At 50.3% G+C, this 24,572-nt stretch carries 18 protein-coding genes and 1 riboswitch; of the genes, 14 read left to right on the plus strand and 4 right to left on the minus strand.

The features are described from left to right. Entirely contained in the window at positions 1-1,479 is a 1,479-nt protein-coding gene (locus BLQ82_RS15860; RefSeq protein WP_062524534.1) for a spore germination protein, read from the minus strand. Between the two features lie 213 nt (positions 1,480-1,692). Here BLQ82_RS15860 and BLQ82_RS15865 point away from each other — a divergent pair, with 213 nt between their 5' ends. Then, positions 1,693-2,508 (plus strand): serine/threonine protein kinase, encoded by an 816-nt coding sequence (locus tag BLQ82_RS15865; RefSeq protein ID WP_062524532.1) that lies wholly within the window; start codon positions 1,693-1,695, stop codon positions 2,506-2,508. Between the two features lie 425 nt (positions 2,509-2,933). Here BLQ82_RS15865 and BLQ82_RS15875 read toward each other — a convergent pair whose 3' ends face one another. Continuing rightward, positions 2,934-4,670 carry an SGNH/GDSL hydrolase family protein gene (locus BLQ82_RS15875; RefSeq protein ID WP_244280818.1) on the minus strand — a complete coding sequence of 579 codons (1,737 nt, stop codon included), beginning with the start codon at positions 4,668-4,670 and terminating at the stop codon, positions 2,934-2,936. Positions 4,671-4,793: 123 nt separating this feature from the next. Further along, on the minus strand, positions 4,794-5,903 hold the full coding sequence (locus BLQ82_RS15880; protein ID WP_062524528.1) for a GerAB/ArcD/ProY family transporter: 1,110 nt from the start codon (positions 5,901-5,903) through the stop codon (positions 4,794-4,796). A 182-nt stretch (positions 5,904-6,085) separates the two neighbouring features. On the opposite strand from BLQ82_RS15880, the gene BLQ82_RS15885 reads away from it, so the two are divergent. The 3 genes from BLQ82_RS15885 to BLQ82_RS15895 are packed head-to-tail and all read left to right on the plus strand — an operon-like array spanning position 6,086 to position 9,039. After that, complete coding sequence (locus tag BLQ82_RS15885; RefSeq protein ID WP_074648297.1) at positions 6,086-7,573, plus strand: spore germination protein; 1,488 nt, start codon at positions 6,086-6,088, stop codon at positions 7,571-7,573. Between the two features lie 9 nt (positions 7,574-7,582). After that, the gene (locus BLQ82_RS15890; RefSeq protein WP_062524526.1) at positions 7,583-8,806 is read left to right on the plus strand and encodes a Ger(x)C family spore germination protein; all 1,224 of its coding nucleotides are present in this window, start codon (positions 7,583-7,585) and stop codon (positions 8,804-8,806) included. An 8-nt stretch (positions 8,807-8,814) separates the two neighbouring features. Further along, positions 8,815-9,039: a hypothetical protein gene (locus BLQ82_RS15895; RefSeq protein ID WP_062524525.1), complete on the plus strand. Its 225-nt coding sequence runs from the start codon at positions 8,815-8,817 to the stop codon at positions 9,037-9,039. Between the two features lie 131 nt (positions 9,040-9,170). Here BLQ82_RS15895 and BLQ82_RS15900 read toward each other — a convergent pair whose 3' ends face one another. Further along, complete coding sequence (locus BLQ82_RS15900) at positions 9,171-10,925, minus strand: FapA family protein (protein WP_062524523.1); 1,755 nt, start codon at positions 10,923-10,925, stop codon at positions 9,171-9,173. 103 nt (positions 10,926-11,028) lie between these two features. After that, a riboswitch (cyclic di-GMP riboswitch) is annotated at positions 11,029-11,121 on the minus strand. Between the two features lie 284 nt (positions 11,122-11,405). Between BLQ82_RS15900 and BLQ82_RS15905 the strand changes: the two genes are divergently transcribed. From BLQ82_RS15905 to BLQ82_RS15950, 10 genes are all read left to right on the plus strand, one after another. Beyond that, on the plus strand, positions 11,406-11,987 hold the full coding sequence (locus BLQ82_RS15905; RefSeq protein ID WP_062524521.1) for a TetR/AcrR family transcriptional regulator: 582 nt from the start codon (positions 11,406-11,408) through the stop codon (positions 11,985-11,987). A gap of 19 nt (positions 11,988-12,006) precedes the next feature. Further along, on the plus strand, positions 12,007-12,429 hold the full coding sequence (locus tag BLQ82_RS15910) for a GNAT family N-acetyltransferase (RefSeq protein ID WP_062524519.1): 423 nt from the start codon (positions 12,007-12,009) through the stop codon (positions 12,427-12,429). A gap of 85 nt (positions 12,430-12,514) precedes the next feature. Further along, complete coding sequence (locus tag BLQ82_RS15915) at positions 12,515-13,174, plus strand: class I SAM-dependent methyltransferase (RefSeq protein ID WP_062524517.1); 660 nt, start codon at positions 12,515-12,517, stop codon at positions 13,172-13,174. Positions 13,175-13,273: 99 nt separating this feature from the next. Next, on the plus strand, positions 13,274-14,302 hold the full coding sequence (locus BLQ82_RS15920; RefSeq protein WP_062524515.1) for a CapA family protein: 1,029 nt from the start codon (positions 13,274-13,276) through the stop codon (positions 14,300-14,302). 227 nt (positions 14,303-14,529) lie between these two features. Beyond that, a complete protein-coding gene (galA, locus tag BLQ82_RS15925; protein ID WP_062524513.1) occupies positions 14,530-16,905 on the plus strand; it encodes a beta-galactosidase GalA in 2,376 nt (791 codons plus the stop codon). Positions 16,906-17,026: 121 nt separating this feature from the next. Continuing rightward, positions 17,027-18,763 (plus strand): sensor histidine kinase, encoded by a 1,737-nt coding sequence (locus BLQ82_RS15930; RefSeq protein ID WP_062524509.1) that lies wholly within the window; start codon positions 17,027-17,029, stop codon positions 18,761-18,763. 38 nt (positions 18,764-18,801) lie between these two features. Continuing rightward, positions 18,802-20,373: a response regulator gene (locus BLQ82_RS15935; RefSeq protein ID WP_074648288.1), complete on the plus strand. Its 1,572-nt coding sequence runs from the start codon at positions 18,802-18,804 to the stop codon at positions 20,371-20,373. Positions 20,374-20,558: 185 nt separating this feature from the next. Continuing rightward, on the plus strand, positions 20,559-21,485 hold the full coding sequence (locus BLQ82_RS15940; protein ID WP_062524505.1) for an ABC transporter permease: 927 nt from the start codon (positions 20,559-20,561) through the stop codon (positions 21,483-21,485). Between the two features lie 17 nt (positions 21,486-21,502). Further along, entirely contained in the window at positions 21,503-22,429 is a 927-nt protein-coding gene (locus tag BLQ82_RS15945; RefSeq protein ID WP_062524503.1) for a carbohydrate ABC transporter permease, read from the plus strand. A gap of 66 nt (positions 22,430-22,495) precedes the next feature. Then, the gene (locus BLQ82_RS15950) at positions 22,496-24,076 is read left to right on the plus strand and encodes a DUF3502 domain-containing protein (protein WP_062524502.1); all 1,581 of its coding nucleotides are present in this window, start codon (positions 22,496-22,498) and stop codon (positions 24,074-24,076) included. The last annotated feature ends 496 nt before the right edge of the window (positions 24,077-24,572 follow it).

Genomic DNA, 24,572 nt, shown 5'->3' on the forward strand with positions numbered 1-24,572 from the left:
TCACCTCCTTTTCCTGTTAGCGGATGTTTCGTCCTGTGTCTTAAGCATTAAAGGACGCTTTTTGAGATATTTAAAAGGAACCCTAACCAAAGTATCTTGTTGATCTCTTAAGCGGATTGGGGCTAGGGGTGACATGTAAGGAACCCCAAAGCTTTTGATCTGGACCATGTGCGCACCTAAAAAAATAAAGGCTAAAATCACACCATAGAGACCATAAATCGCTGCAATGATCATAATAGGGAATCGAAGGAGCCGAATTCCAATACTGCCGCTGTACTGCGGGCTTGCAAAGGATGCAATGGCAGTAAGACCCACGATAATGATCAGAAAAGCACTTACGACCGCCGCCTCGACGGCTGCTTGTCCAATAACAAGGCCGCCTACAATACCTATAACCTGTCCTATGCCTTTGGGCAGCCGCAGACTTGCCTCGCGCAATATTTCCAATGATACCTCCATAATTAAAGCCTCCACAAAAACGGGAAAAGGAATTCCCTCTCTTGAGGAAACGATAGATATCACCAGCTCGGGCGGGATCAGTCCAGGATGGAAGGAAATGAGTGCGACGTACAGCGAAGGGAGGAATGTCGCAATGAAAAGGGCCGTTAAACGAAGCAAACGAAAAAATGTTCCTAAAGGAAACCGCTCGTAATAATCCTCCGGGGATTGGGCCAGCATCCAGAAGGTCATGGGAGCTATCAGAGCAAAAGGTGTGCCATCCAGGAGAATGACGACTCTTCCGGACATTAAAGCAGTGATTGCTTTATCCGAGCGTTCAGAGGCTTGAATCTGAGGAAATGGAGACCATGAACTTTCCTCAATCCATTGCTCAATAATCCCGGTGTCGGAAGCATCATCCACATCAATCGATTCGACTCTTCGTTTAACTTCCTGAACCAGCTTCGGATTTGCGATATCCGATATGTACAAGACCGCTAATTTTCGGGAAGTTCTTCTTCCTATCCTTATTTTATCAATTTTGAAACTGAGATCTTTGATGTGCCGTCTTATCATGGCCAGGTTGCTTTCCAGATCCTCGATAAAGCCTTCTCTCGGCCCTCTCACCAGAGTCTCGGTGCTTGGTTCTTCAACACTACGCAATGGAAACTTGCCCGTAGAAACAACAAAAAATTCATCGTTTCCTTCGATCAGGAGACAAGTATTTCCTGATAACACTTCAATCACGCATGTTTCAATATCTTTTGCTTCTTTTGTACTGATCGTAAAAGCAGTCTGCTGTATCAATTCCTCCTTCAGTTTTTCCGGATTAATTTGGGGATGTCTTTCACGGATTCCGGTTGCAATGAGTGGCTTAACGATATGTTCGTTTAGCATACCTGTATCTGCAATTCCGGAGAGATAGACCATAGCTACATCAATTCCCGGCTGTCCCGCATGCATTTTTTTGAAGACGATATCAGGGAGATGGCCCAGGGTCTTTTTTAGATAATCTAAGTTCGCCTCAAATGAGCTTTCCATGATGACCTCCTTCGAAATCTTCAATATGTATACATGTAATATGTACAAGATAAGGATAAATATCCGTGTCTTTGTGGCGCCCTCATGCAAATCATGCCAGATTCCGGCATAGTACCCAGAATACTTCCTTAAGCTGCTGATCACCGCCGTTTATGCGATAATAACACTACCAGCATCCTTTACGCTTATAGAGAACGGAGGAAGGAAAGAGTAATGGCATTTGAGTGGTGGCAGGGATTTGTCCGGGCCTGGCGGGATTACCCGCTTCCGGAAGGGGCAAGGATTGGTGGACGTTATAAGATAGAATCTCTGTTGGGGCAAGGGAGCTACGGGCTGACTTACCGGTGCCGGGACACTAGGGATGGGGCTCTTCTGGCCGTCAAACAGTCGAGGCCGAGCAAGAAAGCGGTGGGCAGGGAAATGCTTCGCAAGGAAAGTAATATTTTGCGCTCCATGGATCATCCCAACATTCCTGCATGCCGTGATTTTTTGGAATACAAAGGCTCGAGCTGGCTGGTAACCGATTATATTGAAGGAAACACGCTGGAAGAATTGATCTTTGACGGGGGTATCGTCTACGGGGAGCGGGAGTGTCTGGACACGACCTTGAAACTGATGGAACTGGTGGCCCATGTCCATGCTCGTGGATATGTTCACCTGGATCTGCGCATTCCTAATGTGATCCTTACACGGGAAGGAATGTACTTAATTGATTTCGGGCTGGCAAGGCGGATCGGCGAGGAAGAAACCTTGCTTGGTGATCGGAAGCCGAAGACAGGGGAGATACCGGGACGGATGCCGCCGGTTATCGCCTCGGATTTATATGACGTCGGACAATTAATGCTGTTCATGCTGTATTCCGGTTACCGGCCTGAGCCGGGAGAGCAGGAACGGAACTGGCGTGAGGAACTGGATTTGTCACCGGGGATGCTGCAGCTCCTTTCCCGGCTTCTTGGAGAGCGGGAACCCTATTCGGATACCGCATTGTTTGTCCGCGAGGCGGAGGTTTTGCAAGAGAGCCTGCGGTGAGACCGGCACAAAAAAAGCGCCTTCAGCCAAAAGCTGAAAAGGCGCCTTGTAATTCGTGCAGGGATGGTCAAGCAAGAATCAGCTTGAGCTGCCGTAGCGATTCTTATAATATTTATGTCCGTTTCCTCCGCGGTGTGAGTCCGATGACGAGTAGCTCTTGTATCCGCGGCTGCTGCTTGAATGTCTGCCGTATACAGGCCTCCCTTTATGACTGCTTGAAGATCTGTGCCGCCCTCCATGCTGAGAGTGCTCCATGGAGTGCATCACTTTGCCGAGAAGTTTTTTTAGCATCATGTTTCCTCCTTTAGGGGTTGTAAAAGCCGCTTAACACGGCCTTATTCTTTAATTACCCTATATTACGGTATTCATACCTGAGGGTTTCGTGATTATATCAGCAGGCCAGCCTATTTTTGCAAATGTTAGGTCTAACCGTTATAGCCGAAGCCGAGAATTGTAAAGCATTTGTCCTGATCTTCCCGTGCCATTCTGATTTCGATTACATGCTCCTGGGTATGCTCATGCTGGTAGAGAATCACCGGATTGCAGTGTGTCCAGTTGTTCTCATGCGGATCAGCGGTGAGTCTCAGTCGGCCGTCCACATAGATCTCCGCTTTCCCGAACTCGGGGCTGCCCGAATCCTTGTACACGAGGATAAGGTTTTTGCTGGTTATCGTCAGCTTGAAGCTGTCCTGTCCAGAAGCTGCCGTATGCATCCAGTTATATGGGAATTCCGGAGTTCCGAAGGGGTTGAGGTCCATTTCTACCATCTGGAGTTCTGTATCTGTTTCCGTAAAACCCCCTGCTTCGATAACAGCGCTGGCATGAGTCTTGCGGTCCAACAAACGGGTGTTGGCAAAATCCTTCCCCAGAACCGGCGGTTTATCCAGTATGATATCTTCTCTGTCCACAAGCGATTTATAGGTTTCGGAAAACAGGAAGGCAAGACAGTCCGCCATTACCCGGTGGCCTTCATTAGTAGGATGATAGATATCGTAGAAAAATTGCCGTTTCGAGATAACGTTCCCCTCGGCTTTGCTCAGGCGGAACTGCCCGGTTACTGCGTCCTTTACGCTCACCATGGGAAGATTATAGTGCAGGCCCACAGGAGAGAGCCGTTCCTGCAGGTTCCAGTCATTCACAAACACGCTGAACAGCAGAATCACAGCAGGCCGGTTCCCGGCAGCAAGAATCTTCAGGATCAGGCTTTCGTAGCAGTTGCCCTTCGTTTCATCGCCCTCGTCATTTACCGCAAATTCCACCACCACGATGTCAGGTGTTACCGCGCCGTCCCTGAGAATGTCCCTGTCATAGCGGATCACTCCAAGTTCAGAGGGCGTACCCCCTACACCTGCTTTTACATAGTGAATATTCTCTCCGCCGATCTGGCCGAACAGTTCCTTGAATCTTACATACGATTGATAGGCATAACATCCGGTATGTATCGGCTTCGCTCCCGCACCCTGAGTAATGGAGCCGCCAATGTAAGCTATCGTTACGTCCTCGCCTTTTACTGCTTTTTCCATGGCGGCTTTCAATCTTTTGTTGTTACCCGAGTGGACCAGGGACTTTCCGATCATGTCCCGGTATTCATTCGAACCAAATGCAACCGGAGGCTCAGCTGAAAGTTCAGGTACCGTGTAGCCTTCATGCAGATAGAAAATAATACTTGCCGTTGCCAGCTCGCCTGCGCGGCTGAATTCAAAGGCAAATTTACCCGGAGCCGCGTCATCCGCTGACCATGCGATATCCTCCAGCCTAAGTATAAGTTCCGTTCCGTCGACTGGGCATGGAATAAGCAGCCGGGTGCCCGACTCATACTTGCTGGTTTTGCCCCAGTTCTGCAGCAGAAAAGAGACCTCCGCCTGTTCTCTGTCCGTCTTCACGGAGATTCCGATACTGTGGACCAATTGGCGGAATCCGGTCCAGCTTGAGAGAAGGGCCAGCATCTGCTCGTCCGTAACCCCGCCTGTAAATCTGGCCTTATCGGTCAGATAGCTGCCCTCCAGATAAATTTCCTGTGAAGGTCTGCCTTCAGGCCGGGCTGTCGCTTCAATAGCTGTTTCGAACAGCACAAAAAAACCGCTTCTTTGCTCCACCGGGTCCTTGGGTGCTTTTGGACCTTCCGTCCTGCCGCCGGCTAGGGTCCGCTTATGATCTTCCAATTTCATCATCCTCGCTTTCTGAGTGTTGTGAATGCGCTCTCAGAAACCATTATAGACAAGGATGCACAAACCGCTCAACGGGCAAAGCAAATCTATCACTAATTATTACAAAAACTCTCTAGTTTACCCCTGTTCCCTGTTTTGGGCAGAGCGTTTTCTGAAAAAATGAACAACGAGCAGGAGTGAAGGGAAGACCAAGGCATAGGTGAAGTCCCAGTCCACCCAGAAAGGGGGGATTTCCTTAACATAAAAAATAATATCTTTGGCCAGGATACTCGTCATGCCGTAAATCAGAAAGGCCACCGGAAAGATCAGCTGCCTGTAGGTTTTCAGCTTCAGCAACTGGGCTGTCCCTAAGACAAAGGCGTAGAAGTATAGTGCTGTTTTGAAATAAGTGCTGATAATCCAGGTGGTGGCCAGCAGGGCTTCAATCCGCTGCAGAAAATTGCCGATGTTGATTCTTTGGGCAAGAATATAGGCCGGATAGAATTCATGCTCGGAAAAATAGGGCCCGAGTACCGTCAGAGAAAGAAACACAATCAGGTTAAGGCCAAGAGCCCCGATGAAAAGGGAGATGAATATATCGCGGCTTGTTTTGCTGTGTTTTTGGGCAAAGGGATAGACCATGAAGAACACGCACATTTCTCCGTACGGATAAAATACGCCGTACATAATAGTATGTAGCATGTCCGGAAGCGGCGTATTCCAAATAGGATGGATCCGCTCCATTTGAACATTGGGAAACAGCAGGATGAGGGAGATCAGAAAAAGGGCGAAAAAAGGAAAGAAAATCTGTGCCGAGCGGCCCAGATTCTCCAGACCCAACCGTAAGCCGTACACTAACAGAACAATGGCCATGAAGCGGATCACCCCGCCGGGTGTCCCCTCGTAAATTTGTGTGCACATGAAGTCTTCAATTTCCCTGACATAAGTGGACGCTGCCATTAGAAAAAAGAATAAATAACTCACCGCTACTGCTCCGCCCGCCCATTTTCCTAAAATCTGTGTTGAAAGCTCGATAATGGTTTTATTTGGATTGATATTTGCAGCGGATACCATTAATTTAACGGTTGCCAGCCCCAGCGGAATACTAATAAGGCCGGCAATCCACGCATCCTCATGGGCTCCGGCTGCCAATAATGAAGGATATACAAGCGCCATATCCCCAATAAGCGTAAAGAGCCCCAATATGATCATTTGAGCCGAACTGATCCGGTCCTTTTCAAGACTCATGAGATTCCTCCGTATCGGCTGCAAGCAGTCCTTCAGCCATTTTTTATCCTTCCTTAGCATGCAAAGATCTTCCACAATTATGCACTTTAGATGGAAATAATGATGGACAGGGATAATTATCAATTTCCGAATCATACTATGTACACTTATTCGTGGAAAGTGGAGGATGCGCTTTGAAAGATATGAAACTTGGCACATTGTCATCCTGTATTAAGGATAATCAGATGCAGCTGGTTGAGCTTCTCGGGAAAAGCACCGATCTGATCATCAAAGAACTGCAGCCGGATCAGGCTACACAAATTGCTGTGATTTATATTGATGGTCTTATCGACACACAGGTACTGCATCATTCGATTTTATTCTCACTTCAGGAACGCTGTACCCCGGACCAGTTGAGGGATCTGGATGCCGGGCAGAAGCTTGAGCTTCTGCATAAACGCATACTGATGGCAGGAGATATGTCTGTCACCCATGACCTGGGGCCATTCGTTAATCAGCTGTTGTCCGGCAATGTGATGGTAATGGTGGATGGAACACCGGCTGCTCTGCGGATTGGACTGCCCGGATGGGAGGACCGCAATGTCAGCGAGCCCAGCTCACAAACGGTTGTACGGGGCCCGATGGAGGGATTTACAGAAAATTTACGGACGAACACGGCGCTGCTCCGGAGAAAAATCAAAGACAGCCAGCTATGGCTGGAGACCTTCCAGATCGGCAGGGTGACCCAGACCAGTGTATCCATTATGTATCTCACCCACATTGCAAGCCCTGAGTTAGTGCAGGAGGTAAAACGCCGGCTGGGCAAAATTGATACAGACAGTATTCTGGAGAGCGGATATATCGAGGAGTTTATTCAGGATACGGCCGGGACGCCTTTCCCGACCATTTATAACAGCGACCGGCCGGATTCGATCGCGGCAGGAATCCTCGAGGGAAAAGTGGCGATTCTTGTTGACGGTACGCCATTTGTCCTGCTGGTGCCTTCTTTTTTTGTTGCTTTTTTTCAATCTCCGGAAGATTACTATCAGCGGGCGGACATCGGTACCTTGCTGCGTTTTATTCGATTTTTATCCTTTTTCATTACTATGCTTGCCCCCTCCTTTTATGTGGCAGTGACTACTTATCATCAGGAGATGATCCCTACCACGCTTGTTATCAGCCTTGCCGCACAGAGAGAGAGTGTTCCCTTTCCGGCGTTCGTGGAGGCGCTGCTGATGGAATTGACGTATGAGATTTTGCGGGAAGCGGGGGTAAGAATTCCGAAGAACGTGGGGCAGGCCATCTCGATTGTCGGTACGCTCGTGATCGGCCAGGCGGCAGTTTCGGCGGGGTTTATCTCTTCGGCGATGGTTATTATTGTATCCATTACAGCCATTTCCAGCTTTGTCATCCCTGAAACGGGAATGGCCATTGCCGCAAGAATGATTCGTTTTGGCTTAATCGCTCTGGCTGGTTTTATCGGATTGTATGGCATTTTGTTCGGTATCTTTATCATCGTGCTGCATTTGGCAAGCCTGCGTTCTTTCGGGATGCCCTACATGAGCCCAATTGGTCCATACAAAGCCAATGATCTGAAGGATTCCCTCCTCCGCTTCCCCTGGCCGCGCTTAAAGTCCAGACCGGCAAACAGTAAAATTCAAAACCCAAACCGTCAAGACACAACCAAGTGAGGACTGTGTATGAGCTCTAAAAAAAGTAGAACTCTTTCCATGCTGCTGATAGCCCTTCTTGCCCCCCTGCTGCTCAGCGGCTGCTGGGAAAGAAGGGAGTTGAATGAAATGGCTTTTGTGCTGGCGATGGGGCTGGATAAGGCTGAATCCGGCTACAGGGTCACCATGCAGGTAGTTATTCCTTCCGCGATTTCCTCACAGACGGTTGGAGGAAGTGGAGGCGGCGGGGTGCCAGTGGTTGTATCCAGCTTCACCGTACCGACAATTTTTGAAGCAGACCGGAAGTACAGTCTTCTCAGTTCGAGATCAGGCTACAAAGGGCATATCCGCGTACTGGTAATCGGAGAGGAACTCGCCCGGGCAGGCATTGCTGAAACACTTGATGTGCTGAACAGGAGCCGGGAACCGCGAAATGATTACTATGTAATGGTCGCGAAAAACACTACCGCAGAAGAGATCCTGAAGGTTCTTACCCCGCTGGATAAATTGCCGGCGAATAAATTGTTTAGTGCCATGGACAAGGCCTATAAGGAATCCGCCAGGATAGTCGCCGTTCCTCTGAACGCGTTCATTGAAAATCTGATCTATGATGGGATAAATCCGGTATTGGCCGGCGTTGAGGTGACTGGCAATGCTAAAGAGGGAGACAAGAAGAGCAATCTCGATGAGAGTGTCCCCAAAGCCACATTGCGTTACCACAGTGTAGCTGTATTCAAGAGGGACAAAATGATCGGGTGGTTAAACGATAATGAGACGATCGGCTACAATTTTATCACCGATAAAGTTGTCAAAGCCTCAGGCCCCATACCAGGAAACGATGGCCGGCCGATTGTGATTGAAGCTCTGCATACATCCACCAAACGCAAAGTAAAGGTAATCGGCGGCGAGCCGCATATTTACATTCATGTGCAGGCAGAGTGCAACATTGAAGAGGTGCAGAGCGGAGATAATCTGGAGTCGGAGAAGGTGATCACAGGGCTGGAGAAGAAAACGGAAGAGCGGATTATCTCGCGGATGAAATCTGCTGTTGAGCAGATTAATGAGGATTACAATGTGGATATCATGGGCTTTGGCCAGATGATCTACCGTGCTAAACCGCAGGTCTGGGCCAGACTGCAGCAGCGGAAGGGAGACGATTACCTGAAGTCGCTGCCCATTCATTATAGTGCCAGCGTCACGATTACCCGGATCGGCGTTACAGATAAATCTTTTATTGGTGATATCAAGGAGTGATCCTAAAGATGCTGCTGTTTTTTCTTGTGATTTCGGCAGGTTGTATTATCATCGACCTGCCTTTGCTGAAGCAGAAAAGCAGGACCCGCGACCGCCTGGTCTGGCTCCTGTTCTGGGCCATGGGCATTGCCGCGGTCTACTGTTCGCTCAACAAAATCAAAGTCCCCAGCCCGCTGTACCTGGTAATGATAATCTATAGGCCGGTTAACAGTTTGTTTGAGTCTTGGTTTTAATCGGCTGCCTGGGGCGGGACTCGCATTGAGGTGCTGGATATGTCTTACTCGCCCCGTTATCCGAAATGCTGGCTCTATTGCTGTTCGAGAGATCCGTCGTCGTTCCTCACTCTAACCTAGTCTCCATCTGCTTACTCAGCGCCTACGCTGAGATTCTGCGGGGTGAAGATCATGTCCTCGGCAGGCTCGGTAATCTCCTGGGAATAGCGGCCGACGGTTACTCTCCCTGCGTGGATTTTGCGGACACTGATCTTCTGGCCGGCTTTGAGTGACGAACGGGCGCCTGTATCGCCGCTTACTATTTGTGCAGTGAGAGTCCCGCCTGCCTCCAGCTGTGATTCCCGGCAGACTGCATCCGGCATCATGAAAGTGATGTCTGCCAGGGAGAGCAGGTCGCTTTGCAGTGTCCCGTCCTTGTGAATGCAAATGCCGCCACTTGATTTGATGATGGTGTTATGGCAATGCGGGATGTCAACACAGACATTGGCTTCCTCCATGCGGGCTACCCCGGTGTACAAATTCTTCAGCAATTTCAATAATGACACCAGCATGGCATCATTAAAGGTATCGATGAACAGAGTGGGCCGTAAGAAAACGTCCAGAATCCGCTGCAGCTGCTTGTTGTCCGGGTGAGATGTTTGCTTGATGCTGGCCGCTACGGATTCCAGATCACGAATCAGGACGGGGATCTTCTTATATTTAGTCTCCATGAGCAGCAGAATGACTTGCCCGAACTTTACGGTCTGCTGCCGGGATTGTATTTCCCGGGTCAGCAGTCTGGAGGCTTTCCGCAGCAGGCTGACTTCTTCGATCAGCTTCTCGGAGAGGTGGTAGAGACGGTTATAGGTTACGCCGAAGGCGCCCGAATACAACTGGCTGTCGCCCACATTGCCCAGTATATAAATACTGCCTGTTGCTGTAATGGTAGAATTATGGACATTGCCGCATACATATACATTTCCTAAAGCCTCGATAATCGAGTTGTCCTCCACGTCCTGGTGTACAATTACATCGCCTGAGAATACGATATTGCCTGTTTGGCGGTTCACGCAGCCCGGAACAGTAAATACGGTTGTGATATCGAAAGTTGTGACATTTGTACCGGTCACACGCGGCCGGCCGTCTTTAAGGGCTGTAATTTCATGGCTTGGCAGCAGCAGAGCGCCCTCTTTGGCCACAACTTTGATATCCCGGGGAGGTGCGGCGGGTAGAATGCTGCCGTATACATCGTACCCGGGTACGCCGTCGCGGGGCAGGTGCTTGCGGGCAATGATATCGCCTCTCTGGGCAACGGGAATCCGGAGTTGATTGGGGGTATCCGCAGCCCCTTCTAAGGAATTGAAAGGGTTTCCGGCATGCTCGGCAAAAAACAAATCAAGCTTCGCATCTTCGCCTGCAGCAGGCGGCCTGCCTTCCGCAACACAAACCGGCAGATAGGTCGGTTGATTCAATTCCGCATAGATTGCGGGGATATTCAGGTTTTGCGACATCGATTTTTTCTCGAAATCGGCAATAATCTGTTCAATGCCGAGGGTGGACAGCAGAGTGGAAGAGTCCATTTCAGCCCTTACCGCGAGATGGCTCGATGCCGGGGTGTTCACCAGGTTCCATTTATACTGTTCCACATGGTTCAGAGTAAGGAAGGCTTGGAGTTTATCCTCGGAGACGGTGATCTGATAAGGGGGCGGTTCTTGTATGGACCAGGTAACCCGGTCGGAGGATACAACGGGTACGAGACCGGCTACCGGCTGTTTATTGACCTCCAGCACAACAGGCGGGACCGCCGAGAGGATTGCCGGCTCGCCGCCGGGCAGCGGGGAGGTAATGTAGAACTGGTTGTTCTGAACAATAATAATGCCGTTTTTCTCGGTAATGCGCTGTGGCATTGCGTTTGGCTCCTTTTTAGATAATCAATGGGCATTTGGACATAAGAGTATCCCGGCAGGCAGATACGGTATCCTAACGGATACCCGCACAATACAGCGTCTTCTTGGCAGCCTGGCAGCCATGGATGCGGATGTTCACATCGTTAGGCCCATTGCTTTGCGTCCTATCTTTTCAGATAGTTTGCCGTTATGAAATGGATCAATGATTAGCCGATTTCAGGTACATAACCCGACGGAAATCGACAAAGGAATCATAATTAAAAATTCAAATATATAAACTTTTGCAACCTTTATTTTAGTACTAAAGTCACTAATTTACAATATTTAATTATATATTTATATGGAATAAATGGATACGGTCAACGGATTGTGTTCAGTCTGTACCAGAAAAACATAATGGATGGTTAGCCGGCTGGTTTGACAAATGCGGGAGTGCATGTGATAATTCTCCCTGACGATCGTCAGGGAGGCGGTATAAAAATGACAGCAGTCGCTATTTTGCAAGCCGCATTGTCGCAATTTGCCGAAAAAGGCTTTGAGGGGGCTTCATTGGCGGGGATTGCCCAGTCGGTAGGGATTAAAAAACAGTCTATCGCGACTTATTTTCCCAAAAAAGAGGATCTGTTTATAGCAGCATTTCAGGAAATGGCCCGGCATTACATTGAATTTCTGGACCGGTTGTACAAGGAGATCCTTGGCACACCTGTAGAGGTTAGACTGCGTGAAATTGTATACCGGACCTATTTTTATAGAGTGGAGTACCCGGTGCTGACCGCCTTTTATAAAAGGAGTGTTCAATTCCCGGCGCCTTTTTTTCAGGAGATGCTGGAGCAGCAGATTTCAATGATGGAGCAGCGTTCAGCGGCATTTTACCGGGCTATTTTTGAGGAAGGCATGGACTCCGGGGAAATTCGGCGGCAGCACACGGAAAGCCTTCTCTCGGCTTATTATTGTTTACAGGATGGAATTGCCATGCAGATGTTTTTTTATAGTCAGGAAGAATTCGGGCGGCGCCTGAAGGATATCTGGGAGATATTCTGGGCAGGCATTAAGCAGACATAATGAAGGAGAGGGATCGTACATGCGGGTAGAGCGGGTTACCACTCAAGAACAACTGCAGGAGGCTTTCAGAATCAGGCGGGAAGTGTTTGTGGAGGAGCAGGGCGTGGCGCTGGCAGATGAATTTGATGATTATGAAAAGGACGCAGAGCATATATTGCTCTATCAGGAAGAGCTTCCAGTGGGAACAGCCAGACTACGGAGTGTGGACGGGTGGGCTAAGCTTGAACGGATTTGCCTGAGCGCTCCTTACCGCAAAAGCGGATTGGGGTCCGTTCTGATTGATACCCTGGAAAAAATGGCGGTTGAACGGGGACACCGGCAAGCCAAGCTGCATGGCCAGAAGCAGGCCGAGGGCTTTTATCAGCGGCTGGGGTATGTAACGAGCTCACCGGTCTTCATGGAGGATGGCATTCCGCACGTGCTTATGGTTAAACAGCTGTAGATGATCACGGTGTAAGGTTTGGCATGAAACAGCGATTCCTGAATATACTCTCACTACCGAATTTCCTCTAAAAGGAGTCCTGGACATGCCAACACATCCGTATGTTTCCCGTTTTTTTGTGAATACCGATGCCCGCCGCGACAAGCTGATTTATGATTTGCCGGAATCCTGGTGGAGCCGGCCTTATGAATACGAATGGTGCACAAATTTTGTTTCACCCCATGATGTGGTGCTGGATGCCGCCTGCGGGATTTCCCATCCGCTCAAGTTCTACCTTGCCGGCTATAGCGCGGAGGTTCATGCCTGCGATATCGATGCGCGGATTCTATCCCGGGATGCCATTATTCAGAATATTGCCAGCGACATCAGTGAGGAAGCAGCACGGCTGGTGGAAGCCAGACGGACGACCCGCCTGCATCTGGCGCAGGCCAATCTGACCGCATTGCCTTATGAGGATGAAAGCTTTGATAGTATATTCTGTATCTCGGTCCTGGAGCATTTGTCCCTGGAGGATTCAGTGCGGGCCGTAAGGGAATTTCACCGCACACTGAATGGGGAGGGACTGCTTGTCCTGACTTTTGATTACCCCACGGTTAATCTGCTGCGGATGAATGAAGTGCTGCTGCAGGCCGGGTTTGAGTATTGGGGCGAGACGGATTTTAAGCTTCCCGCGGATGCTGTACGGACGGAGCAGTGGGGTGGACTGAGCTGTTTCCGGGCCGTACTTAAAAAGGCGAGAATCTAGCAGAAATCAGAACCCTGGCAGAATACCAACCCTTAATTTGGATTTTTCCCTCTATTATAGTAGAATAATTGGCAGATTAAGAGAGAGGGGTCCAAGATTTTGCGCAGATTTGCAGTCATAACTTTAGTATTGTTTTTGCTGATTCCCGGTCAGGCAGCTTTCAGTCAAGGGGCTTCTAAGCCCGAGAAGATTAATCTTGCTTTTGCCGGAGATATTTTGCTGGACGGATTTGTTGGTGATCAGATCGCCAACTATGGGGTCAATTTTCCTTTTGCCAGGGTAGGACCTGTCCTGAAGAAAGCAGATATAGCTTTTGCCAACCTGGAGACACCCGTATCGGTTAGAGGGAAGGCGGCAGAGAAGAGCTTTGCTTTCCGTTCCAAACCGGCGGCACTGGCGGGGCTGAGTGATGCCGGGATCGATGGAGTGACCTTAGCCAATAATCATATTCTTGATTTTGGACAGGATGCCATGCTGGATACGCTGGTTCATCTGGATAAATACAAGATCGGCCATACCGGAGCGGGGAAGAACAGCAATGAAGCCTTCAAACCCTACATTCAGACGGTAAAAGGCAAAAAAATCGCCATACTTGGGGTAAGCCGGGTGCTCTCCAGCCCGTCCTGGTATGCAGGAAAAAACAGTCCGGGTGCAGCTTCGGCCTATACGCCTGAGCCTATGCTGGGGGCCATCAAGAAATCGGCCAAAGAAAATGATTTTACCATCGTGTACATCCACTGGAACAATGAGTTTAAGGATTACCCTGAGCCATACGCCCGCAGTCTGGCGAAGCAGATGATCGACAGCGGTGCGGATATCATTATCGGTGCCCACAGCCACTGTCTGATGGGGATAGAATATTACAAGCATAAGCCGATCTATTATTCACTGGGCAATTTTGTGTTCAACCGGTCCACACGCGGCGGCGACAAGACCATTCATTCTATGCTGGTGAACTTTGAGATCAGCAATACTAGTGTAAAGAGCCGGATTACGCCGGTCAAAATTATCGGCGGTCAGCCGAATTTTATGGGCGGGGCCTACAATAAAGATACCATTAAGCGGATGAACCAGCTCTCGTTCAATGCCGTGATCGCAGCGGACGGAGCCGTTAGCGAGAAGCTGTGAGCTGCCCCTTTTGAACTGAAGCCCTTAACGGATCACTGTCGGAACACCATTGAACTGAATAGAACGTCCAAAGCCTGAGCGGTTAGCTGACTATCGCTTGGGCTTTTTTTTGCTGTAGCGGATCTCTCATATTCAGATTGTGCTATTCCATATTAGCATTGTGCTAACTACACTCTAATAATCTCATCTACAATGTGAATATAGTCTGGTAAGGAGGCGGTTGCAGGATGAGCACGGCAGCAGGAAGAAGCAGAAGCAGGTTCGATGAGAATTGGAGTTTTTATAAAGGCGATATCCGTATTCCTCACGCCGTTAAGGCCGGAATGACAGGCGGGATTACCGACTGCGGTTCCCTGCAGGAGGGGGAATGGCTGGATATCGCGTTTAACGATAAAGGCATGGGCCATCAGCAGCTGGAATGGAAGCCTGTAAGCCTGCCGCATGACTGGTGTGTGGAGCAGCAGTATGTGCAGGATGCCTCACTCGGTTCAAGAGATGGCAGCCACGGCTATTTGCCGGGCGGAACCGGGTTTTACCGTAAAACCTTTGAGCTGCCCCCGGATGCGGCAGACCGTAAGTGGACGGTCACCTTCGATGGGGCTTCGGGCCTGAGCACGGTTTGGGTCAACGGGCATCTTATCGGAGAACACCGGGGAGGGTACATCGGCTTCTCCTATGACCTGACCGATGTGCTCCGGTATGGCGGAGAGGGCCGGAATGTCATTCTGGTTAAGGTAGAGGCTGTGGAGAACGAAGGCTGGTGGTATGAAGGCTGCGGCATCTACCGCCATGTCTGGCTGGAGCAGACGGACCGTCTGCATGTGGCTGAATATGGAACGTATATCACCACACCCGAAGCAGGGAAGGAGCAGGCTCTGGTGCATATCAGCACCCGTATTTGCAATGAATACACTGAGAGCCGGGCGGTCTCGCTGCACACGGAAGTATACAACGCTTCCGGGGAGCAGGTCTGCGCTGAGGCGGTACAGGCCTTTGCGGACTGGTACGGAGAGACGGAGCTGGAGCAGAGGTTCAGGCTGGAGCACCCGGCCTTATGGTCCCCGGAGACTCCCCATCTCTATAGAGCCGTATCCATCCTGAAGGTGGATGGTATAGAGGTGGACCGGTATGAGACTCCTTTTGGCATCCGCAGCATCCGCTTTGACCCGGAGGAGGGGTTTTTCCTGAACGGAGAACCGCTGCTGATCAAAGGCACCTGCAACCATCAGGATTTTGCGGGAGTGGGAGTGGCGCTTCCTGACAGTCTGATTGCATATAAGCTGAAGCTGCTGAAGGAGATGGGCTCCAATGCCTACCGCAGTGCGCATCATCCACCCACCCCGGAACTGCTGGATCTTTGCGACCGGATCGGACTGCTCGTAATGGATGAGAACCGCAAGCTGGACAGCAGCCGCAGCGGATTGTCCCGGCTGAAACGGATGCTCCTCCGGGATAGAAACCATCCCAGCGTCATCATCTGGAATCTGGAAAATGAGGAGGTGCTGGAAGGAACCGTGACCGGCAGACGTCTGCTGAAGACGCTGGCGGATACCGTGAAAAGGATGGATCCAACGCGTCCGACCTCAGCGGCCATGAACCACGGCTGGTATGAGAATGGATATAATGAAGTTGTGGATATTACCGGGTACAATTACGGACACCGGGACCATCTGGATATCCGGGACCATGAACAGCATCCCGGACGCCTGATGATTGGAAGTGAATGCGCGAGCTACACAGCGACCCGGGGCATCTACGAGAACGACACGGTTCGCGGCTACTGCTCGGAATACGGCACGAATATTCCTTCATGGGGCTGCACCCCGCAGCAGGCGTGGAGTGATGTTGTGAACAACCGGTTTCTTACAGGCGTATTTATGTGGACCGGGTTCGATTACCAGGGCGAGCCGACCCCCTATCTGTGGCCCTGTGTGAATTCGCATTTCGGGCTGATGGACACTTGCGGCTTTCCTAAGGACAGCTATTACTATATGCAGGCTGTTTGGAAGGATGAGCCGATAGTGCATCTATTGCCCCACTGGAATTGGCCAGGCTCGGAAGGCAAACCGGTTGAAGTACGTGTGTTCGCCAATACCGAGACAGCGGAGCTGATGCTGAACGGCAGCAGTCTGGGTGAGCAGCAGGTGGACCGGACCGGATATTTGTCATGGGTGGTTCATTATGAGCCGGGAGAATTGAAGGTCACCGGCCGGAACGGCGGTAAGGAGGCAGCTGTCAAAAAAGCGGTTACCGCAGGTCAGCCGTATCAGATCCGCCTGTACCCGGACCGGCTGGCCGGTCAAGCGGACGGTATGGATACTATCCCGGTCCGTGTGGCTGTTCTGGACGAGCTGGGGCATGTGGTTCCAACAGCAGATCATGAAATCCGGTTCGAAGTGGAAGGTGCCGGTATTCTTCTCGGTGTAGGCAACGGGAATCCCAGCAGCCATGAGCCGGACAAATCGCCGGTGCGCCGGGCATTCAATGGCTGGTGCCTGGCCTTGATCCAGGCTGCTCCCGAAGCGGGAACGGCCACACTAAGGGCAGTGTGCACGGGACTCGCACCGGCAGAGGTGCTGCTGGATTTCTCCGCAGCTACTTGAATAGCGCGGTAGCCGGCGCAAGAAGGCATCCCGGAACTTTTGCCGCCGCCTATTTATTTCTTCACAGGGGAACGTTATTATAGACATACCTAAAACCATTCAGAAGGATGTTCAACAAGTGATGCCCAAGCTGAAGAAATATATGCCTTTCACCTACAAGATGATGATTCCCTATCTGCTGCTTGTGCTCCTGACCGATGTGACCATCGGCTATATCTCCTATTCCATGCTGACTGATTCCCGGACGGAGATGGCCGAGTCGAACATCCGGACGGGGATGGAACAGGCCAGGAATAATATACGCTATCAGATGGATGAGATTCAGCGGATGTCGGATAATCTGTTCGGGAGCCAGCCCTTTCAGCGCGCGCTTGAGCTGAAGGGGACACCGTTTGAAATTTATCTGGCCATGCTGGATGAGATCGTACCCCAGATTACCGCTCCGCTTCAGTTGTTCGGGAACAAGATCCGTTTCATGCTGTATACGCCTAACAGTGACCTTAACATTGTATCCGGTGATAATCTGGACGAGCCGATCTACGACAGCGATTATTACATTCTGCCGCTTAAGGATATCGCTGGCAGCGGGTGGTATCAGTCCCTTAAGGATTCGAAACGGGACAACCTCTGGCTGCAGATTGATACAGACCAGAAGCTGGATAACCTTTCGCATATCCGCAGGCTGGTCAACTTCAGCGATTACAAAACGGTGATCGGCTACGTGCGTATTACCGTATCCCTTGAGGACCTGTTCGGGGGCTTTGACACCTTCCCTCTCGAAGAGGGAATTACGCTCCGGCTTGCCGAAGAGACTACCGGCGATATTCTGTTCCAGCGCGGGACAGCGAACTATGACGATGCAGGCGGGGATTATCTCAGTCTGCATGAGAAGATTCCCGGCAGCAGCTTTGTCATTGAATCGCTGGTACCCGATACCTATCTGACCAAGGATGCGGGCAGGCTGGGCCGTGTGATTTTTGCGTTATGCGCATTGAGCTTTCTGGTGATGACGGTGATCGGATATGTGGTGGCACGGTTGTCGGGACGCAAGATGAGCCGGATCGTGGGGCTGGTGCGTGCCTTCCAGGAAGGGAACTTCCAGAAGCGCATCCGGTTCTCCGGCAATGATGAGTTCGTGCAGATAGCGGATTCGTTCAATGTGATGGCAACCAATATCCAGGAGCTGATCAACAGCGTGTATGTGCAGGGAATCCAGAAAAAACAGGCGGAGCTGGAGGCGCTGCAGGCACAGATTAATCCGCATTTCCTCTATAATACACTATCAACGATAAGCAGCCTGGCCAATCTCGGGGAGATTGAGAAGGTTACCGGCATGGTGCAGGGACTCTCGCGTTTCTACCGGCTGACTCTGAATCAGGGCAATGTCTACATTGAACTGGAGAAGGAGCTGGAGCAGGTCGCAACGTATCTTGAAATCCAGCGGGTGAAATATGCCGATGCGTTCACGGTATATGTGGATGTGGAAGAGGAAGTTCTACACTTGCAGGTCATCAAGCTGGTGCTTCAGCCTTTTGTGGAAAATGTGTTCAAGCATGCCTGGTTTGGCGAGACGATTGCCATCCGTCTGACCGGCAGGCGGGTTGGCAACAATATTGAGCTGAAGGTCATCGACAACGGAATCGGCATGCGGGCTGAGGACATTAAGCGAATGATGCAAGGACCGAGCCAGGCCGGCGGCTATGGAGTGAAGAACGTGAACGAGCGGATCAAGCTCAGATACGGGGATGACTACGGGGTGACCATTGCGAGCTTTTTTGGGGCAGGCACAACCGTTAAGCTCCTGCTCCCCGCCGGGATTAAAGTCAACGAAGACATGGATGAAGGGTTTGCCCCGTAATCCGCAGCCCGCACGGACACAGGAGGAACATTACGATTATGAGCATCAATGTATTGCTGGTAGACGATGAAGCGGTGGATCTGGAGTGGCTGCGCCGGAGAGTGCTGTCCAGCGGACTTAATATTACTGTAGTAGGCACGGCGGGCAGCGGCTTTGGTGCGTTGAAAATTATGGAGGAAGCACAGGTTGATATTATATTGTCCGACATCCGGATGCCGATCATGACCGGAACCGAATTTGCCCGCAGAGCGAAGGCCTTAAGCCCGAAGACCAAAATTGTGTTCATCAGCGGCCATGAAGACTTCAGTTACGCCAAGGAAGCCATCGAGATCAATGCCTCCGGCTATTTACTGAAGCCCGTTCAGGATAAGGATTTATACGAAATGCTGGGCACACTTTGCGCCACAATGGAACAGGAAAGAGAACAGGACCGCTCCTTCAGCGAAGCCCTGTCCCTGGTGAACAAAGAGCTGCTGCTGCGCTGGTTCGATGAGGCCTCGCCGGATTCAGCGGAGCCGCATCTGAAAAGCATTCTGACTCCCTTGCTGCAAAAAGGCGCAGCGGCGGCAATCGTGGAGATCGATGATCTGGAGTGGAAAATGCGCGATTTCTCTGAGGAGGACGCCCGCAATATCACCCGGCGGATTGCCGGTGTGATTAAAGCCTTTGTCGAGGAGGGCAAGCTGGGTACCTGGATTGCAGTCCATCATACCCGGTTTGTGATCCTGTCATCCTTCCCGCAGGACAGCTTTCTGAGTCTGCTGGAGGAGCTGATCCGCAAGGTGGCTGAATCTTCACCCTGTACCGTAACTGTAGGCGTCGGACGGTGTGCAGCGGACGAGGCCGGACTGCACGAGTCCTACCGGCAGGCACAGGCTGCGCTAAGTGCCAAGTGGCTGCTCGGCAAGAACCGCCTGATCCGGGATACTACACAGCCGTCAACACGGGGAACACCCGGGACGCAGATTGAATTAACGGTGGAGCGGCTGCTTGAGGCTATCATCCAGTATGATCTTGTATCGATCGATGACCATCTGCTGGAGCTGTTCACGAAGGTTCTCCCGTCCGCCGGAAGAAAAGAGGTCTATGAGCTGATCATCCGCATTACCTCGAAGCTTCATGCGGATCTTCAGCAGCAGAACGAGAATCTGTATGAGCTGCTCCAATGGGAATCCCATCAGCCGGATATCCTGTTCCAGTTCGAGACGATCCATGACATCCTCTCCTGGCTGCGGCGCAGATTCTTTGAGCTTTCGGAGCTGCTGTATGTGAAGCGGCAGCGGCAGAAGCGCAAGCTGATCGATGAGATCATGCGTTATGTGGAGGAGCATCTGGAGCAGAAGATTACGTTAAAAGAGGTGGCCGCCCACTTCGACTTCACACCGAACTATCTGGGTTATCTGTTCAAGGAAGAATCCGGGCTGCCTTTCAGTGAATACGTGAATGAGCGCAAGACCTGCCGGGTATCCGAGCTGCTGAGGGACCCGACCCTCAAAATCTATGAGATTGCCGAGCGCATGGGCTACAAGAACATTATCTATTTCAACCGGCAGTTCAAGCAGACTACAGGCATGACCCCGGGGGAATACCGTAAAAAACACAAAATCTAGCCACGCCAAACGTTGTCCAGCCGGGGTTACAGGCTGCTGGCAACGTTTTTTACATTTGGGGAAGCATATGTTTTAACCGATCGTTGAAAAAGTATTACTTTTAGTTGATGGGCTGAATCCTCACCAAGTAAGCGCTTCTCTATAATAAAGATATAGAGAAAGGTGATATGGAAAGGGGATTCGAGATGAAACAGAAACAACACGGATTCTGGGATGACGTCAAGAAGTACAAATCGTTGCTTTTCATGCTGACTCCGGCAGTATTGTTTTTCCTGTTATTCGCTTACGTGCCCATGGCGGGTATTGTACTGGCGTTTAAGCAATTTAACTACACAGGCGGTGTCTTCGGCAGCCCGTGGAACGGACTGGATAACTTTAAGTTCTTCTTTGATTCCGGTGACGCCTGGCGCGTAACCCGAAACACGGCGCTGTACAATATTGCATTTATCGTTGTAAACAACCTGCTTCAAATCTTTGCAGCGATCCTGCTGTTCGAGGTAGCGGGCAAATGGTTCCGGAAGCTGACACAAACGATGCTGTTCCTGCCTTACTTCATTTCCTGGGTTGTGGTTGGAGCGATCGCCTATAACTTGTTCAACTTCGACGTGGGTACGGTTAACGTATTGCTGAAGGGTCTCGGCATGCAGCCGATTGACATTTACAATACAGCCGCTTACTGGCCGTTCATACTCGTAATTGTGTCTGCCTGGAAGACACTGGGCTACGGAACGATCATGTATCTGGCCGCTATTACCAGCATCGATACCGAAATGTACGAAGCCGCCGAAATTGACGGTGCGAATATTTTCCAGCGTATTATGAAGATTACGATTCCGAACCTGTTCCCGACGGTAATCATTCTGGTTCTGCTGGCCATCGGCAACATCTTCCGGGGTGACTTCGGGATGTTCTACAACATGGTAGGCAACAACGGCCTGCTGTTCTCGTCCACTGACGTTATCGATACCTTCGTATTCCGGTCGCTTACAACCTCAAATGAGATTGGAATGTCCGCTGCGGCAGGCTTCTATCAATCACTGCTCGGTTTTGTAACGATCATGCTGGCCAACTACGCGGTACGCAAATACGATAAAGACCGTGCTCTATTCTAGGAAAAGGAGGGAATGCCATGAGTACAACTACTGCAAAAATTCAACCTGCAAAGGTGCGCAAGCGTGTCAACACAGACCGTCTGGTGCTGTCGATCGTCGGATACGTGACCCTTACCGTGCTTGCCATATTCTGTATCTTCCCGTTCATTCTGGTGGTATCCTCCTCTCTGAGTGAGGAGAGCACTATTATCGAGAAAGGCTTCCAGCTGATCCCGGCTAACTTTTCCACGGAAGCCTACAGCCTGCTGTTCAAGTACCCGGCTGAAATGCTCAGAGCTTATGGTGTGACGATCTCTGTTACATTGATCGGTACCGTGGCCGGATTGTTTCTGACATCCATGACGGCCTATGTACTGTCGCGGAGTGATTTTAAATGGCGCGGGCGCTTCTCGTTTTTCTTCTTCTTCACTACGCTGTTCAGCGGTGGTCTGGTACCTTGGTATCTGATGATCGTCAACTACCTGCACCTCAAAGACACGCTGCTTGTGCTGATTCTGCCGATGCTGATGAACGTGTTCTATATCATCGTCATGAAATCGTTCATGAGCAGCATCCCGGATGCCATTACGGAATCTGCCAAAATTGACGGAGCAGGTGATTTCCGGATTTTCATGCAGCTGATTGTGCCTTTGTCCAAGCCTGCGCTGGCTACCATTGGATTGTTCATTGCTCTGGCTTACTGGAATGACTGGTATAATGCGCTGCTCTTCATTTCCAAGTCCGAATTAATGCCGCTTCAATATTATCTATACAAAATGCTTGGCAATATGGATGGTATGCGCAAGGCGATGATGGCCTCAGGAGCTGTAGTGAATTCCGATCTGCCTACTGAAAGCTTGAAAATGGCCATGACCATTGTGGCTACAGGACCTATCCTGCTTGCTTATCCATTCATTCAGAAGTATTTTGTGCAAGGACTCACTGTTGGAGCTGTCAAAGGATAATCCCGGGTCACCCCGGTTATCAATATATAACCCAACCAACTATTCGATTAGGGGGAAACAACGGTCATGACAAACAAGAAAAAGAAACTTACAGTTACGCTGGCCACGATGATGGCACTGGGTACAATCCTTAGTGCATGCGGAGGCGGCAACAACAACAATACAGCTGCGGAAGCAACAAACGCCGGAACAACCGCTACAGAAGGGGCAGCCGCGAATTCCGGCGCTCCTGACACCTCCAAAGAGGTCAAGCTCAAAATGCTGCTGGTCGGCGGCCAGCCTGGCGATTACGACAAGGTATTCGGAGAGCTCAACACCAAATTGAAGGAAAAAATCAATGCTACGGTGGAAACAGAATTCCTTGACTGGTCGGACTGGACCCAGAAGTATCCGCTGAAGTTTGCCGCCAATGAGGATTTTGACCTCGTGTATACAGCTAACTGGGCTTTTTATAACGATCAGGCACTCAAGGGCGGATTCCTGGAGCTGACAGATGATATGCTGTCCAAGTACATGCCGCAAACCTGGAAAGCCATGCCTAAAGTGAACTGGGAGCAAGCGAAAGTGGACGGCAAGCTCTACATGGTTCCAAACAACAACGTTGAGGTTACCGACAAGGTAGTTCTGTACCGTGAAGACCTGCGCAAGAAATACAATCTTCCGGAAATCAACAGTCCTGAAACCTATGCCAACTACTTGAAAACGGTTGCTAAAGAAGAAAAAGGCATAACCGCTTTCGGAGCTAAGCCTGCTGATGGCTGGAAGTTTCATGAGTTAGACCAAACTCTGCTGGAGCAGAACAACAACTTCAACCTGGTGGATGCGAACCTGCTGCCGCTGGCTTACAAGCTGGATGATGCTTCCGGCAAAATATTCAACATTTATGACACTCCTGAGTTCACATCGCTGCTAAAATATTATAAAGATCTGGCCGACAATGGCGCCTGGTCCAAAAACGTAGTCAGCAACAAAAACGATGTATGGCAGGATATCAAAGCCGGGAAGGTGTCCTCTTATGCCCATAACCTGGGTACTGTGGCGGCTAACCTTGCCGAAATGCGCCGCGACAAACCGGATGTGGAGCTGGGGATTGCCGACCTCACACCGGATAAGAAAAAAATCGCCGCTATCTCAACACAGAACGGCATGTCCATCCATGCTACTTCTAAGAACGCAGAACGTTCCCTGATGCTGATCGATCTGCTGCAAAATGACAAGGAAATTCACGACTTGACGATGTACGGCATTGCCGGAACCAACTACATCCCTGAAGGTGATGACAAGTACAAGGCTGGTCCTGCGGCTGCGAATTACACCGGGTTCTCGAACTGGGGCTGGAATTCCCCGCTGAACCGTCAAGATGCGGCGTATCCGAAGGAAGCTGATGATATGTTCAACGGGTGGCAGTCCAGTATCTATCACTTCCCGCTGGAAACCTTTGTCTTCGATTCCACTCCGGTGAAGAACGAAGTGGCCAATATCGGCAATGTGATGCTGCGCTACGCAATCCCGCTGGAATACGGGTTGATCGACGATGTTGAGAAAGGCCAGGCCGACCTGATCAAGCAGCTGAAATCCGCAGGCATTGATAAGGTCCAGACTGAAATGCAAGCCCAAATCGATGCTTTCCTGGCAGCACAAAAATAATAGCCGAATAAGAGTGAGGTTTATGTAACGGCTTCCGGGGCTGCTCCAAAGCATGGGCTTTGGGGCAGCTTCTTTACTGTAGAGGGAATTTTATGATTTCCCTTTCTTGTTGATAAGGTATGTGTAAAGCAGGGGATAAGTAGACGCGAATTTCAGCAAATTCACCCAAAAGGTGAAAATTAGCCGGATTCGAGAGCCTTTAACCAACTAGCGCGTGCGAAGACGCAGGCGAGCAATTCTAAGTGGAAAAAGGGTACTTATTTTACCTGAAAATGAATAATTGAGTATTTTAAGTGGAAAAAGGGAGCTTAATTGGATCATATTACTTCGGTAAGAGCGAAATGAGCTGAATCAGTTAACCTTTTTCCACTTAACCTGCGGAGAACAGAGTACTGGGGCAAATTAGTTAACCTTTTTCCACTTAGAATCGCCGAAGGATGGATAAAGGGTTCTCCAGGCATAGCAAAACTAAAAATCTATTCAGTCAAGGATGGCA

Source organism: Paenibacillus jilunlii (assembly GCF_900102965.1).
In the GTDB taxonomy this organism is placed as follows: Bacteria; Bacillota; Bacilli; order Paenibacillales; family Paenibacillaceae; genus Paenibacillus_AQ; species Paenibacillus_AQ jilunlii.